General features: G+C 73.4%; 16 protein-coding genes. 6 read left to right on the top strand and 10 right to left on the bottom strand.

Annotated features, from left to right (window positions below; translation table 11 throughout):
- Positions 1 to 5 precede the first annotated feature (5 nt).
- The 3 genes from AC4MBH_RS21210 to AC4MBH_RS21200 are packed head-to-tail and all read left to right on the top strand — an operon-like array spanning position 6 to position 2,202.
- Positions 6 to 491, top strand: coding sequence for a flavodoxin family protein (locus AC4MBH_RS21210; RefSeq protein WP_491797395.1), 486 nt, complete (start codon positions 6 to 8; stop codon positions 489 to 491).
- Between the two features lie 42 nt (positions 492 to 533).
- Entirely contained in the window at positions 534 to 1,361 is an 828-nt protein-coding gene (locus tag AC4MBH_RS21205) for a septum formation family protein (RefSeq protein WP_491797394.1), read from the top strand.
- Positions 1,354 to 2,202, top strand: a complete 849-nt coding sequence (locus tag AC4MBH_RS21200; protein WP_491797393.1) for a septum formation family protein — start codon at positions 1,354 to 1,356, stop codon at positions 2,200 to 2,202. Before AC4MBH_RS21205 ends, AC4MBH_RS21200 begins: the two co-directional genes overlap by 8 nt.
- An 18-nt stretch (positions 2,203 to 2,220) precedes the next feature.
- Here the strand turns inward: AC4MBH_RS21200 and era are convergent, their stop codons facing one another.
- Genes era through AC4MBH_RS21155 form a run of 9 tightly spaced genes read right to left on the bottom strand, consistent with a single transcriptional unit; the run spans position 2,221 to position 11,566 of the window.
- Positions 2,221 to 3,156, bottom strand: coding sequence for a GTPase Era (gene era / locus AC4MBH_RS21195; protein ID WP_491797392.1), 936 nt, complete (start codon positions 3,154 to 3,156; stop codon positions 2,221 to 2,223).
- Positions 3,153 to 3,932 carry a siderophore-interacting protein gene (locus AC4MBH_RS21190; RefSeq protein ID WP_491797391.1) on the bottom strand — a complete coding sequence of 260 codons (780 nt, stop codon included), beginning with the start codon at positions 3,930 to 3,932 and terminating at the stop codon, positions 3,153 to 3,155. Before AC4MBH_RS21190 ends, era begins: the two co-directional genes overlap by 4 nt.
- A 28-nt stretch (positions 3,933 to 3,960) precedes the next feature.
- The gene (locus AC4MBH_RS21185; RefSeq protein ID WP_491797390.1) at positions 3,961 to 5,247 is read right to left on the bottom strand and encodes a class I SAM-dependent methyltransferase; all 1,287 of its coding nucleotides are present in this window, start codon (positions 5,245 to 5,247) and stop codon (positions 3,961 to 3,963) included.
- Between the two features lie 8 nt (positions 5,248 to 5,255).
- Positions 5,256 to 6,620 (bottom strand): FAD-binding oxidoreductase, encoded by a 1,365-nt coding sequence (locus AC4MBH_RS21180; RefSeq protein ID WP_491797389.1) that lies wholly within the window; start codon positions 6,618 to 6,620, stop codon positions 5,256 to 5,258.
- A 56-nt stretch (positions 6,621 to 6,676) separates the two neighbouring features.
- Entirely contained in the window at positions 6,677 to 7,015 is a 339-nt protein-coding gene (locus AC4MBH_RS21175; protein WP_491797388.1) for a cytidine deaminase, read from the bottom strand.
- Positions 7,016 to 7,019: 4 nt separating this feature from the next.
- Positions 7,020 to 8,729, bottom strand: a complete 1,710-nt coding sequence (gene sppA, locus AC4MBH_RS21170) for a signal peptide peptidase SppA (RefSeq protein ID WP_491797387.1) — start codon at positions 8,727 to 8,729, stop codon at positions 7,020 to 7,022.
- Positions 8,730 to 8,762: 33 nt separating this feature from the next.
- Complete coding sequence (locus AC4MBH_RS21165; RefSeq protein WP_491797386.1) at positions 8,763 to 10,091, bottom strand: hemolysin family protein; 1,329 nt, start codon at positions 10,089 to 10,091, stop codon at positions 8,763 to 8,765.
- A 7-nt stretch (positions 10,092 to 10,098) separates the two neighbouring features.
- Complete coding sequence (gene ybeY, locus AC4MBH_RS21160) at positions 10,099 to 10,548, bottom strand: rRNA maturation RNase YbeY (RefSeq protein ID WP_491797385.1); 450 nt, start codon at positions 10,546 to 10,548, stop codon at positions 10,099 to 10,101.
- 4 nt (positions 10,549 to 10,552) lie between these two features.
- Complete coding sequence (locus AC4MBH_RS21155) at positions 10,553 to 11,566, bottom strand: PhoH family protein (protein WP_491797384.1); 1,014 nt, start codon at positions 11,564 to 11,566, stop codon at positions 10,553 to 10,555.
- A gap of 114 nt (positions 11,567 to 11,680) precedes the next feature.
- On the opposite strand from AC4MBH_RS21155, the gene AC4MBH_RS21150 reads away from it, so the two are divergent.
- A complete protein-coding gene (locus tag AC4MBH_RS21150; protein WP_491797383.1) occupies positions 11,681 to 11,950 on the top strand; it encodes a hypothetical protein in 270 nt (89 codons plus the stop codon).
- A gap of 25 nt (positions 11,951 to 11,975) precedes the next feature.
- Here the strand turns inward: AC4MBH_RS21150 and AC4MBH_RS21145 are convergent, their stop codons facing one another.
- Entirely contained in the window at positions 11,976 to 12,317 is a 342-nt protein-coding gene (locus AC4MBH_RS21145) for an HIT domain-containing protein (protein ID WP_491797382.1), read from the bottom strand.
- A gap of 55 nt (positions 12,318 to 12,372) precedes the next feature.
- Here AC4MBH_RS21145 and AC4MBH_RS21140 point away from each other — a divergent pair, with 55 nt between their 5' ends.
- Together AC4MBH_RS21140 and AC4MBH_RS21135 are read left to right on the top strand one after the other, a co-directional pair.
- Positions 12,373 to 12,924 carry a SigE family RNA polymerase sigma factor gene (locus AC4MBH_RS21140; protein ID WP_491797381.1) on the top strand — a complete coding sequence of 184 codons (552 nt, stop codon included), beginning with the start codon at positions 12,373 to 12,375 and terminating at the stop codon, positions 12,922 to 12,924.
- On the top strand, positions 12,921 to 13,850 hold the full coding sequence (locus AC4MBH_RS21135; protein WP_491797380.1) for a Gmad2 immunoglobulin-like domain-containing protein: 930 nt from the start codon (positions 12,921 to 12,923) through the stop codon (positions 13,848 to 13,850). Before AC4MBH_RS21140 ends, AC4MBH_RS21135 begins: the two co-directional genes overlap by 4 nt.
- Positions 13,851 to 13,855: the final 5 nt, after the last annotated feature.

Below are 13,855 nucleotides of genomic sequence, written 5' to 3'. Positions count from 1 at the left end.
CGGCCGTGCCCCGACTCCTCGTCGTCCACCACTCCCCGACGCCGCTCGTCCAGGCCCTGACGGACGCCGTCGTCGCGGGTGCCACCGACGACGCCATCGAGGACGTCGAGGTCGTGGTCCGCGCGGCGCTGGACGCGACGGCCGACGACGTCCGGGCCGCCGACGGCTACCTGCTGGGCACGACCGCGAACTTCGGCTACATGAGCGGTGCGCTCAAGCACTTCTTCGACTCGGTCTTCCTCGAGGTCGGAGGCGCCCTGGGTGACGACGGGAGCGGCGCGGCGGTTGCCGGCGGGAGGAAACCGTTCGGGCTGTGGGTGCACGGCCGCTACGACACCGGGGGTGCCGTGCGCAGCGTCCTGTCGATCGTGCAGGCGCTGCCGTGGACCCAGGCCGCCGCGGTCGTCGAGGTGCTGGGCGAGGTCGGCGCCGCCGAGCGCGAGCGTGCCAAGGAGCTCGGCGGGACGCTCGGGGCGCTGCTCAGCACCTAGTCCCAGGCGGGCCTCACGCACCCGCCGGTAGCATCGCCCCTCGTGGCACCCCGGGCTCGCAGCGCCAGGATCGCGTCGGCGGTCGGCGTGCTGGCGACCCTCCTCGCCCTGCTGACGGCCTGCAGCGAGCCCGAGCAGGCGACACCGCCGGGCGCCGACCCCGAGCAGATCGACGCGGTCGAGGCGCCCGAGCTCGGCGCCTGCCGCCAGCTCACCCTCGACGAGGTGCTCGCCCCGGTCAACGCCAGCAAGGTGGTCGACTGCGGAGCGCGCCACACCGCCGAGACGTACGCCGTCGGCGAGCTGCCGCCCGAGCTCGACGACGCAGCGTACGACTCCCCCGAGGTCGGCGCGTTCGCCTACCAGACCTGCAACAACGCGCTGCGGGAGTTCCTCGGCGCCGACGAGAGCCTGGCGATGCGCACGGTGCTGAGCTGGGCGTGGTTCCGGCCGTCGGAGAAGGCGTGGGACGACGGCGCGCGGTGGTACCGGTGCGACGTGGTCGGCGGCGGCGAGCAGAGCAAGGCGCTCGTGCCGCTGCCCGAGACCGCCCGCGGACTGCTGCAGGGGCGTCCCCCGGACCGCTGGATGGCCTGCGTCTCGGGCCCCTCGGTCGCCGAGTCGACCAAGATCCCGTGCTCGCAGCCGCACGACTGGCGCGCGGTGACGACCATCAAGCTCGGCGAGACCAAGGACCCCTACCCCGGCGACCGGCTGTCGGAGGTGCGCTCGCGCGACTTCTGCAAGCGGTCGGTGCTCGCCTACCTCAACTACCCGGCCCAGTACGACTACGGCTACACCTGGTTCCACGAGGCCGAGTGGGACGCCGGCAACCGCCGGTCGGTGTGCTGGGCCCGCACCCGTGACTGACGCCGGGCCCCGCCGTACGGCGCTCGCCGGGCTCGCCCTGGCCGTCGCGCTCCTGCTCCCGGCGTGCTCTGGTGGCGACGACGAGCCCACGCCCGACCCCACCGGCACCCCGACCGCGGAGGTCACCCCCACGCCTCCCCCGCGGGCCACGGCCGTCCCGGTGCCACCCGCCGACGCGTGCTACCGGCTGTCCTACCGGCAGGTGCTCTCGCCGACCAACGGCGAGGACCCGGTGCCGTGCCGGGCTCCGCACAGCGCCCAGACCTACGCCGCGGGCCGCGTCGACAACGTCGTCGCCGGGCACCTGCTGGCCATCGACTCCGCGCGCGTGCAGCGCCAGGTGGCCGAGACCTGCCCGGCGGCACTCGGCGAGGTGGTCGGCGGGTCGGTCGAGGACCTGCGCCTGAGCATGCTGCGCGCCGTGTGGTTCACCCCCAGCCTCGAGCAGGCGGCCGCGGGGGCCGACTGGTACCGCTGCGACCTCGTCGCCCTCGCCGGTGCCGACGACCTGGTGACCCTGCGCGGCTCCCTGGCCGGCGTCCTCGACACCCCCGAGGGCCGCGACCGCTACGGCATGTGCGGGTCCGCCAGCCCCGACGCGCCTGACTTCGAACGCGTCCCGTGCAGCGCGCCGCACTCGTGGCGGGCGTTCTCGGTGATCCCGCTCGAGCCCGGCCGCTACCCCGGGCCGGAGGCCGTGCGGGAGGCCGGCGTGCCGTGCGAGGACGCCGCCGCCGAGGTCGCCGACGACCCGCTCGACTACGAGTGGGCCTCCGAGGGACCCGACGCGGAGCAGTGGGCGACGGGCCAGACGTTCCTCAGGTGCTGGGCACCCGACTGACCTCCCCGGCTCCGACGCTCAGAAGCCGAGCTTGCGCAGCTGGCGCGGGTCGCGCTGCCAGTCCTTGGCGATCTTGACGTGCAGGTCGAGGTAGACCGGGGTGCCGAGGAGGGCCTCGATCTGCAGGCGGGCACGTCGGCCGACGTCGCTCAGGCGCGAGCCCTTGTGGCCGATCATGATCCCCTTCTGGGAGTCGCGCTCGACGTAGAGGTTGGCGTGGATGTCGAGGAGCGGCTTGTCGGCGGGGCGGTCCTCGCGCAGGTTCATCTCCTCGACCACGACGGCGATCGAGTGCGGGAGCTCGTCGCGCACGCCCTCGAGCGCGGCCTCGCGGATCAGCTCGGCGACGATGATCTCCTCCGGGGCGTCGCTGAGGTCGCCGTCGGGGTAGAGCTGCGGGCCCTCGGGGAGCAGCCCGACGAGGAGGTCCGCGAGCAGCTGGACCTGGTGGCCGGCCTGGGCGGAGACCGGGACGATCTCGGCCCAGTCGGTGCCGGTCTCGGTGCCGAGGGCCGCGATGTCGAGCAGGTGCCGGCCCAGCTGCTCGGGGGTCGCCAGGTCGGTCTTGGTGGCGATCGCGACCTTGGTGGTGCGCTTGACCTTGCCCATCTCCTTGACGATGAACCGGTCGCCGGGGCCGATCTTCTCGTTGGCCGGGAAGCACACCGCGACGACGTCGACCTCGGACAGCGTGGTCTTGACCAGGTCGTTGAGGCGCTCGCCCAGCAGCGTGCGCGGGCGGTGGAGGCCAGGGGTGTCGACGAGGATCAGCTGGGCGTCGGGCCGGTGCACGATGCCGCGCACCACGGTGCGGGTGGTCTGCGGCTTGGAGCTGGTGATCACAACCTTGCTGCCGACCAGGGCGTTGGTCAGCGTCGACTTGCCGGCGTTGGGGCGGCCGACGAACGACGCGAAGCCGCTCCGGTGCGCGGGCAGCTCGGGGGTGCTGGTCATGGTTGGGCCCTCTCCTGGGCGTCGTCGAAGTCGGCCCAGATCTGGTCGTCGGACTTGCCGGCGGCCTTGCCGGCCCGCCAGACGGGGCCGGGGTCGACCGAGCGCGGCTGCCGGCCGGCGACCGCGCGCCAGTAGCCCATCACGTCGTACGCCGTGCTGGGCAGCCGGCGCTCGCGCATCAGGTGCTTGCGGATCGCGCGCATCTGCGCCGACTCCCCCGCCATCCAGAAGTAGCCCTCGCCCTCGGGCCACACCAGGTCGGTGACGACCTCGGCCAGCCGGCTCTGCCCGTCGCCGGGCTGGACGAGCCAGTCGACCTCGAGGCCGCCCAGGTAGTCGGGCATCGGTCCGTCGGGCACCTCGGCCCAGGCCCGGGTCGGCACGTCGACGCTCTCACCGATCCGCGCCATCGCGGGCAGCGCGGTCAGGTCGCCGACGAGCATCAGCCAGCGCGCGCCCTCGGGCATCGCGAACGACCCCTTCGGCTCGGTCACCGTCACGGTGTCGCCGACGCAGTCGCCGACCGCCCACTCGGTGACCAGCCCGACGTCGTGGACCACGACGTCGAAGGTCAGCCGCTCGCCGTCCCAGGACCGGACGGTGTAGTAGCGGCTCTGGAACTGACCGGGCGCCACCAGCCCGACCCACTCGTCGGGCACGCCGGTGCTGGTGAAGCCGGACAGACCGGGCCCGCCGAGCTCGAGCCGGAGGAGGTGAGCGGCGAGCCGAGTGCGCGACAGCACGTCGGCGTCGTACGTCGCGGCTCGGGTGCTCACCGTCCGAGGGTAGTGGTGGTGGTGCGGCTCACGACCCCCACGTCGGCCGCAGCGCGAACCCGTCGGACCCGCCGTCGCCGGTGCGGACCGCGAGCACCTGGTGCAGCTGCACCTCGTTGCGCTCGAACCCGACCCGGCAGGCGGCCATGTAGACGCCCCAGACACGCGCGGTGCCGAGACCGACCTCCGCGACGCACTCGTCCCAGTGCTCGACCAGGTTGCGGTTCCAGTCGCGCAGGGTCATCGCGTAGTGCCTCCGCAGGTTCTCCGAGTGCATCACCTCCAGGCCGGCGTCCTGCGCCTCGCTGATCACCCGGCCCGAGCCGGTGAGCTCGCCGTCGGGGAAGACGTAGCGGTCGATGAACGCGCCGGTGCGGGCCGGGTGGTTGTCGTGGCGGGTGATGCAGTGGTTGAGCAGCCGGCCCTCCGGCTTGAGCTTGTCGCGCAGGAAGCCGAAGTACGACGGGTAGTTGGCGACGCCGATGTGCTCGGTGAGCCCGATCGAGGAGACCGCGTCGAAGTCGGACTCCAGCACCTCGCGGTAGTCGAGGTGACGCACCTCGGCCAGGTCGCCCAGGCCCTCGGCGTCGATCGCGCTCTTGGCCCACTCGGCCTGCTGACGGCTCAGGGTGACGCCGAGCGCGCGGACGCCGTACTCGCGGGCCGCGTGGATCACCATCCCGCCCCAGCCGCAGCCGACGTCGAGCAGCCGCTGGCCCGGCTGCAGGTCGAGCTTGCGGGCGACGAGGTCGAACTTCTCGGTCTGGGCCTGCTCCAGCGACGCCTCGGCGTCGGGGTAGACCGCACAGGTGTAGGCCATCGAGGGGCCGAGCACGTGGCGGTAGAAGGCGTTGGAGACGTCGTAGTGGTGGGCGATCACCTCGGCGTCGCGGGTCAGCGAGTGGCGCACCCCCTCCATCAGCCGGCGCCAGCGCGGCAGGTGCTCCTGCGGCGGCGGGGGCGGCGGCTTGAGGTTGGTCAGCCCGAGGCCCCGCACGATCGAGACCAGCTCCGTGGCCGACGGGGCGCGGAACTTCGTGTGGTCCTTGAGCTTCTCCATCACCGAGTAGGGGTCACCCGGGTGCGCGCCGTGGATCACCAGGTCGCCGGCCACGTAGGCGCGGGCCAGGCCGAGGTCGCCCGGGGCGGTGAGCAGGTACTGCAGGCCGCGCTGGTTGACCAGCTCGAGACCGATCTCGGCGTCCTCCGGGCCGGCGGCGCTGCCGTCGTAGGCCGTGAAGCGCAGCGGCATCCCGCCGCGGGTGAGGTCGGCGACGACACCGGCGATCTTGAACGGCGTGGCGGTGCTGGGCAACGGATCCCTCATTTCCTTCGGACGGTCTTGTCGTAGAGGTCGGTCAGGCGGTCGTCGGGGTCGTGGCGGCGCTTGACCTCGGCCAGCCGGTCGCCGCCGTAGAGCCGGTCGAAGGTCTCGCGGTCGTAGAACGCCTCGGAGTACAGCGACTTGTGGCCGTCGAGCTCGTGCACCTTGGCCTCGATGGCGCGGTTGCGGGGCGAGTCGACGGCCTCGGGACCGACGTGCACGGTGCCCCAGAACCCGACGTTGACGTAGGGCTCCCCCGCCTGCAGCGGGTACGCCGGCCACGCGCGCCGGGCGACCAGCGGGCACAGCCACACCGGGCGCATCCCGACCTCGTCGTCGAACCACGCCAGGAACTCCGCGAGCCGGCCGGTCGGCACCTCGATGTCCTGCACCACGCGCTCGCGCAGCGGCCGGCCCGCCCGTCGGTCGAGGCGGTCGGCGACGTCGAAGCGCCGGTCGAGCCCGAGCAGGCGCATGTAGACGTCCGAACGGCGCAGCGACCGCGGCCAGAGGCGGCGTACCCACGGGTTCTGCGCCCCGAACGCGCCGGAGCACCAGAACCAGTCGGTGTCCCACCGCCACAGGTAGTCGTGGATGGTCAGCACGTCGGTCTCGCGCTCCTGGAGCGAGCGGAAGTAGACCTGCTGCCCGGTGTAGTCGGAGGTGGCGCCGCCGGGGCCCGGCTCGTCGCTCCACCGGGCGAGGGTGAGGTAGAGCTCGTCGGGCGCGAAGGCCACGCCGTCGAGACCGTCGACGCGCTCGCCGCCGTGCTCGCCGGTGGCGGTGATCTCCTCGATCGTCTTGGCCAGCTGCGCGGCGTCGTCGAAGCGCACGTGGCGCAGGGCGACGTACGCCGGCGCCGGCTCGAGCTCGATCCGCAGCCGGGTGGCGTAGCCGAGCGAGCCGTAGGAGTTGGGGAAGGCGTCGAACAGGTCGTCACCGGGCCGGGTGGTGACCACCTCGCCGGCACCGGTGAAGACGTCCATCTCCAGCACCGACTCGTGCGGGAGACCGTTGCGGAAGCTGGTCGACTCGATGCCGAGGCCGGTGACCGCGCCGCCGAGGGTGATGGTGCGCAGCTGCGGGACCACGAGCGGGACCAGGCCGTGCGCGAGCGTCGCGTCGACCAGCGTCTCGTAGGTGCACATGCCCTGCACGTCGGCGGTGCGGGCCGCGGGGTCGACCGCGACCACACCGGTCAGCCCCGAGACGTCGAGGCCGGGCGCGGTGGTCGCGCTGCGGGCCCGGAACAGGTTGGTGGTCGTCTTGGCGAGCCGCACCGGCTGCCCCGGCGGGATCGCGGCGTACGACGCGGCCAGCAGTCCGACCGCGTGCTCGTGCTGCCGGGCCCCCGTCTCCGTCACCCGCCCCAAGGTACCCCTTCGGGTGAGGTTGGGGCAGCGGATTTCCTGCCGACGACCTAGGAGATGGTGCCGTCGGCGGCGCCGAGGTGGACGACGACGTCGGGACCGGCGTACTCGTCGAGCACGGCGCGGTCGGGCACGGTGAGCTCGACGGCGTCGCCCAGCACGACGACGGCCGCCAGGCCGCGCGCCCCGGACGCGACCGCCATGGCCACGCACACCTGGACGGCGCTGAGCTTGAGCGACTCGAGCTCGACGCTGGCGGCGGCGTAGGTGCGGCCGTCGAGGTCGCGGACGGCGGCGCCCTCGGCGGCCCGGGTGCGGGCGCGGGTGGCGCGGGCGAGGGTGACCAGCTTGGCATCCTCGGCGCTGGGCTCGTGCGGGTGCTCCGGCATGGGATCAGCCTAGGGAGAGCGCCATCGGCACCGACAGCACCCCGTGCGGCACCGCGAGCCCGACCGCCGCGGCCGCCTGGGCGAGCAGCGCCTCGGGGCCCGTGGGGACGACGACCTCCGCGGCCGCCGGGGACTCGCTGGACTCGGCCGGCTTGAGCCGCTGCAGCCACTCGAGCGGTGAGGGGGTCGGCAGGCGCACGTCGTCGGGGTCGAGCCCGGCCAGCGCGCAGGCGCGCTCGAGGGCGACGCGGATGCCGCCGAGGTGGTCGACGAGGCCGCGCTCGTGGGCGTCGACGCCGACCCAGACGCGACCGCGGGCGAGGGGCTCGAGGACGTCGAGCGGCATCCCGCGGTCGGTGGCTGCCTTGGCCGTGAAGTCGGCGTACACCTCGTCGAGCCAGGCGTCGAGCACGCGCCACTCCTCGTCGGTGAACCGGCGGCCGGGGGCGAGGAAGCCGGCACGCGGGCCGGCGTCGACCGGCTCGTGGACCACGCCGATGCGGTCGAGCAGCCGCTCCACGACCAGCTTGCCGGCGAGGACGCCGATCGAGCCGGTGAGGGTGGTGGGTTGCGCGACGACCTCGTCGGCCGGCATCGCGACGAAGTAGCCGCCGGACGCGGCGGTCGCCCCCATGGTCGCGACCACCGGGCGGCCGCTCTCGCGCAGCCGCAGCACCTCGCGCCGGATCGCGTCGCTGGCGACGTAGGACCCGCCGGGGCTGTCGACGCGGAGCACGACGGCCTTGACGTCGTCGTCGCGGCCGACCTGGCGCAGCCGGGCGCCGACGCGGTCGGCGCCGGCCTGCGCGCCGGTGCCGGGCCCGAGCACGATCGGACCGGTGACGTCGACGACGGCGACCGTCGGCCGGTGCCCGCCCCCGCGCCCGCGCCCGGAGGCCAGCGCTCGGGCCTGCTCGAGCGGGCCCTGGCCCTCGGCGGCGTAGCGGTGCACGTACGCCGGCTCCCACGCCGGCGTCCAGCTCTCGCGCACGTGGGCGTAGACCTCGTCGCGGTAGCCGAGCCGGTCGACCAGCCCGGCCGCGAGCGCGTCGGCGGCGCCCAGCGGCGCACGCGCCATGGCGGCCCTCACGTCGTCGGTGGACAGGTCGCGGCGGGCGGCGGTGCGGACGACGGTGTCGTCGACGATCGCGTCGGCCAGGCGCTGCACCATCTCGCGGTTGGCGGCGCTGACCTCGGTGGCCGCCAGCTGGTCGGCGGCCGACTTGTACTCGTGCCGCTGCCCGAACTCCGGGTCAACCCCGAGCTTCTCCAGTCCCCCGCGCACCAGCGTGATGCCGAGGTGCACCCCGGTCAGCCCGAGCGCACCGGTCGGCTGCAGCCACACCTCGCGGGCGTTGAGCGCGACCCGGTAGCCGGCCAGGCCGCTGCTGAGCTCGCCGAACGACGCCGTCCACGCCACCGACGGCTTGGACTGGCTGAAGTCGGCGACCATCGCCCCCACCTCGTCGGCGACCGCCAGGGTGACCGGCGCGGTGCCGACGTGCACCACCAGCCCGAGCACGTCGTCGTCACCCGCCGCCCGACGCAGCCCGTCGCCGATCGCCCGCACCGACGGCGCGTGCCGCGCCCGCAGCGCCTGCAGCGGGTGCCGCGGCGGCACCGTCTGGACGCCGTGCGCGAGGTCGAGCTCGAGGACGGTCCGGGGCCCACGACGGCCGAGGCCCGGGATCGGGAGGGGAAGTCGGCGCAGCATGGGGTCAATCTAGGTGGGGGGTGTGTGCGCAGCTCAGGCGTCAGCAGCCACCGGCGTGCCGTCACCAGGAGTCGCGGGCACCGGCGCGACGACGCGGCGGATGCGGACGGTGCCGATCTTGTTGCGGCGACCGGCGGTGTCCTCGGCCTCGAAGCGCAGGCCGTGGGCCTCGACGGCGGAGCCGGGGATGGGGACGCGTCCGAGGTGCTTGGCCATCAGGCCGCCGACGCTGTCGACGTCCTCCTCCTCGACCTGGAAGCCGAACAGGTCGTCGAGGTCGTCGACCGGATAGCGCGAGGAGACCCGGTAGGCCGGGGCGTCGTCGTCGGCGGAGCCGAGCTGCTCGACCTCGATCTCGTCCTCGTCGTACTCGTCGGTGATCTCACCGACGATCTCCTCGAGCAGGTCCTCGATGGTGATCAACCCGGCGGTCCCGCCGTACTCGTCGACGACGACGGCGATGTGCTGGCGGCCGGCCTGCATCTCGCGCAGCTGGGCGTCGACGGGCTTGGACTCCGGCACCCAGGCGACCGGGCGCATGACCTCCTCGACGTGCTGGGTCAGCTCGACGTCGGGGGCCTCGAAGTCGCGGCGGACGATGTCCTTGAGGTAGGCGAACCCACGGATGTCGTCGAGGTTCTCGCCGATCACGGGCAGCCGGGAGAAGCCGCTGCGCAGGAACAGCGACAGCGTCTGGCGCAGGTTCTTGTAGTGCTCGATGTAGACGACGTCGCCGCGCGGCACCATCACCTCGCGCACGGTGGTGTCGCCGAGCTCGAAGACGGAGTGGATCATCCGCCGCTCGTCCTCCTCGATCACCGCCGAGGCCTCGGCGATGTCGACGAGCTCGCGCAGCTCGGTCTCCGACGAGAACGGTCCCTCACGGAAGCCCTTGCCGGGGGTGATCGCGTTGCCGAGCAGGATCAGCAGCCGCGGCAGCGGACCGAGCACGGTGGTGAACGCCGTCAGCGGGGCCGCCGACCACAGCGCGACCGACTCGGAGTGCTGACGACCCAGGGTGCGGGGGCCGACCCCGATCACCACGAACGAGACGACCAGCATCACGCCGATGGCGATCAGGACGCTGACCCAGCGGGCGCCGTCGAGGGCCCGGTCGAGCTGGAGGGTGACCAGCACGATGGCGGAGATCTCGCACAGCAGCCGCAGCAGCAGGGCGGTGTTGACGTGGCGCGGGGCGTCGTCGAGCAGGGCGACGAGGCGGCGCGCGCCGGTGCGCTCCTCGTGGAGCAGCTCGACGGCCCGGGCCTTGGAGAACGACGCGAGCGCGGCGTCGGCGGCGGTGAGCACGCCGGCCAGGACGACGAGCAGGGCCGCGACGAGCAGGGTGATGGTGCCGGTCACCGGTGCCTCACCGGCTGCGCCACTGCCCCAGCAGCGTGTCCTGCAGCCCGAACATCTCGGCGTGCTCCTCCGGCTCGGCGTGGTCGTAGCCGAGCAGGTGCAGGATGCCGTGCACCGTCAGCAGCTCGATCTCGGCGAGCGTGCCGTGGCCCGCGGTCTCGCCCTGGGCGGCGGCGATCTGGGGGCACAGCATGATGTCGCCGAGCACGCCCTCCTCGGGCTCCTCGTCGAGGAGCCCGGGCCGCAGCTCGTCCATCGGGAAGGCCAGCACGTCGGTGGGGCCCTCCTTCTCCATCCACTTCTCGTTGAGCTCGGTGATGGTGGCCTCGTCGACGGCCTTGATGCACAGCTCGGCCAGCGGGTGCACCCGCATCTCGTCCATCACGAACCGGCTGAGCCGCGCGAGGTGCGTGACGTCGACCTCCTGCCCCGACTCGTCGAGGACCTCGATGCTCACGCGGTCACCGCTGGCGTTCCTGGGCCGTCGCCAGCCCGCCGCGCGCGTCGAAGTCGTCGTACGCCGCCACGATCCGGCCGACGAGCCGGTGCCGGACGACGTCGTGGCTGGTGAGCCGCTGGAAGGAGATGTCGTCGACCTCGTCGAGGATGCCCTGGATGATCCGCAGGCCCGACTTGGTGCCGCCGGGCAGGTCGACCTGGGTGACGTCACCGGTGACGACGATCTTGGAGCCGAACCCGAGCCGGGTCAGGAACATCTTCATCTGCTCCGGCGTCGTGTTCTGCGCCTCGTCGAGGATGATGAAGCTGTCGTTGAGCGTGCGGCCGCGCATGTAGGCCAGCGGGGCGACCTCGATGGTCCCGGCCGCGAGCAGCTTGGGGATCGTGTCGGGGTCGATCATGTCGTGCAGCGCGTCGTAGAGCGGGCGCAGGTAGGGGTCGATCTTCTCGCTCAGGGTGCCGGGCAGGAAGCCGAGGCTCTCGCCGGCCTCGACGGCCGGGCGGGTCAGGATGATCCGGTTGACCTGCTTGGCCTGCAGCGCCTGGACGGCCTTGGCCATCGCCAGGTAGGTCTTGCCGGTGCCGGCGGGGCCGATGCCGAAGGTGATCGTGTGCTTGTCGATCGAGTCGACGTAGCGCTTCTGGTTCAGCGTCTTGGGGCGGATGGAGCGGCCGCGGTTGCTGAGGATGTTGAGCGACAGCACGTCGGCGGGGCGCTCGGTGGTCTCGGCGCGCAGCATCTCGATCACGCGCTCGACGGTCTCGGACGTGACGCCCTGGCCGGTGCGGATGATGGTGACGAGCTCGTCGAGCAGGCGCTCGGCGAGCGCGACCTCGCCCGGGTTGCCGCGCATCGTGATCCGGTTGCCGCGCACGTGGATCTCGGCCTCGAAGCCGCCCTCGATGATCCCGAGGTACTCGTCGCCGGGGCCGAGCAGGCTGACCATGTCGATGCTGTTGGGGACCACGACGGTGTGGCGTGTCTGGAGGTCTCCGGGGGTCTGCGAGTCAGTCATGGGTGCCCGGGAGGGGCGGCCTTTCGGTGTCGAGGGCAGGAGCGGTGCTGTGGCCTCCCATGCTACGCCGCAGGGTGATGCCCGTCGCGGCGGTTCTCGACGTACCGTGGGGCCATGTGGCGCGATGAGCACGTCGACGAGTTCGACGAGGACCACGCGCCCGACGACGACAGCCCGCCGTCGTGGTTCGCGGGCGAGCACCTGCCGCCCGACGCCCGCCGGCTGGGGCTGACCCACCACGTGCCCGACGGCGCGCTGCTCGACTTCGCCGGCAACCTCGACGGCGCCAAGCCGCTGCACCGGTTCACCGCCTGGGTGCTGCTCGCGGTGTTCGGGCTGCCGGTCGTCTTCGCGATCATGCGGATCTGGAACGCCTTCACCTGAGGGCGCCCCGCGACCGGTTCAGCGGTCAGCCCGGCGGCCAGGCCAGGGGTCGCCCGGCCAGCACGTGCAGGTGCGTGTGGAACACGCTCTGCCCTGCGCCCGCGCCGGTGTTGAACACCAGGCGGTAGTCGTCGGCGTACCCCTCGGCGGCGGCGACGGCCGCCGCGGTGCGGACCAGCTCGGCCGAGGCCTCCGGGTCGGCGGCGGCGAGCTCGGCGGCGTTGGCGTGGTGGTCGCGCGGCACGACGAGCACGTGCACCGGGGCCTGCGGGGCGAGGTCGCGGAACGCCACCGTGCGCTCGGTCGTGTGCACGACCTCGGCCGGGATGGCGCCGGCCACGATCTTGCAGAAGAGACAGTCGTCCACGTCGCCAACCTAGACCCGCTGTAAACCGACCGGGCCGCTCGCGCGTCGCACTAGCGTGACCACCCGTGCGATCGAGGCCGGGGCGACGGTGAGCGAGCCGCCGTCCTGGGACGCCGACACCGCCGTCGAGGCGCTGTACGCCGCCCACTGGCGGCGCCTGGTCCGGCTCTCGGTGCTGCTGGTCCACGACACGGGCACGGCCGAGGAGGTCGTGCAGGACGCCTTCGTCGCCCTGCACGGCCGGTGGCGGAGGCTCCGCGACCCCGACAAGGCGCTGGCCTACCTGCGCCAGAGCGTGGTCAACCGCTCCCGCTCGGTGCTGCGGCACCGCGGCGTCGTCGACCGGCACCTCGCCCACGAGCGGCGGCCCGACCCGCTGCCCTCGGCCGAGGGCCCGGCGCTGGCCCGCGACCGCCGCGCGCGCGTCCTCGACGCCGTGCGGTCGCTGCCCGAGCGCCAGCGCGAGGTGCTGGCCCTGCGCTACTACCTCGACCTGTCCGAGGCCGACATCGCCGCGACGCTGGGCATCAGCCGCGGCGCCGTGAAGTCCCACGCCTCCCGCGGCGGCGCCTCCCTGCGCGCCCTCCTCGAAGGAGAAGACCTGTGACCACCCACCCCGACGACGACCTCCGCGCGGTGCTCGACGACGCCGTGAGCACCGTCGAGCCCACCGACCGGCTCGACGTCATCCGCGCCCGCACCGCCTCGTCCCGGCACCACCGCCGCGGCTGGTACGTCGTCGGCGGCGCGGCGCTGGCCGCCGCGGCCGCGGTCATCGCCGTCAGCGTGGTCGACACCGGCGAGGGCGACCGGGCTCCCGGGGTCGCCGCGCCGAGCTCGCTCGACCCAGGCACGCCGGTCGGCCAGCCGCCCACGCGGACGACCCCCGTCTACTACGTCGGCCCCGGCTCCGACGGCCCCGACGGCGTCGACGCCGCGCTCTACCGCTACTTCGAGCCGGCCGGTGACCCGCTCGAGCTGCTGATGAGCGAGCCGAGCGACCCCGACTACCGGACGCTGTGGCCCGAGGGTTCCCTGACGTCGTACACCGTCGAGGACGGCGTGATCGTCGTCGAGGTCGCGAAGCCAGGGACGAGCGACCTCGCCATGTACCAGCTCGTGCTCACCCTCCAGGCCGTCACGGGGACCGAGCTGCCCGTCCGCCAGGTCAACCCGGCGATCCACACCGTCCCGGTGGCGCGACCGCCGGAGCTCGACGCCCTTGCCCACGTCAACCTCAGCGACCCCGGCGAGGGGTTCGCCTACGCCGGCTCCTTCACCGCCCGCGGCGTCGCGAACGGCTTCGAGGGCACCGTCGCCTGCCGGCTGCTCGACGACGCCGGCGAGGAGGTGTGGGTGGGCGCGACCATCGCCGGGTGGAGGGAACCGCGGCTGTTCCCGTGGAGCCTCGAGGTCGACCTCGCCGGCGTCGAGCCCGGCGCCCACACCCTCACCTGCTCGACCGACGGCCCCACCGGGCGCGCCCGGGGCGTCGGTGCCTTCACCGACACGCGCTCGATCACCGTCGAGTGACCCGG

This window comes from Nocardioides sp. WJ219 (assembly GCF_058559815.1).
This window is presented reverse-complemented; position numbering and strand designations above follow the sequence as displayed.

Bases quoted from the DNA above. Each gene is read 5' to 3' on its own strand.
- era (WP_491797392.1), bottom strand. From the start codon at position 3,156: ATGACCAGCACCCCCGAGCTGCCCGCGCACCGGAGCGGCTTCGCGTCG.
- AC4MBH_RS21175 (WP_491797388.1), bottom strand. From the start codon at position 7,015: ATGCCGGAGCACCCGCACGAGCCCAGCGCCGAGGATGCCAAGCTGGTC.
- sppA (WP_491797387.1), bottom strand. From the start codon at position 8,729: ATGCTGCGCCGACTTCCCCTCCCGATCCCGGGCCTCGGCCGTCGTGGG.
- AC4MBH_RS21155 (WP_491797384.1), bottom strand. From the start codon at position 11,566: ATGACTGACTCGCAGACCCCCGGAGACCTCCAGACACGCCACACCGTC.
- AC4MBH_RS21150 (WP_491797383.1), top strand. From the start codon at position 11,681: ATGTGGCGCGATGAGCACGTCGACGAGTTCGACGAGGACCACGCGCCC.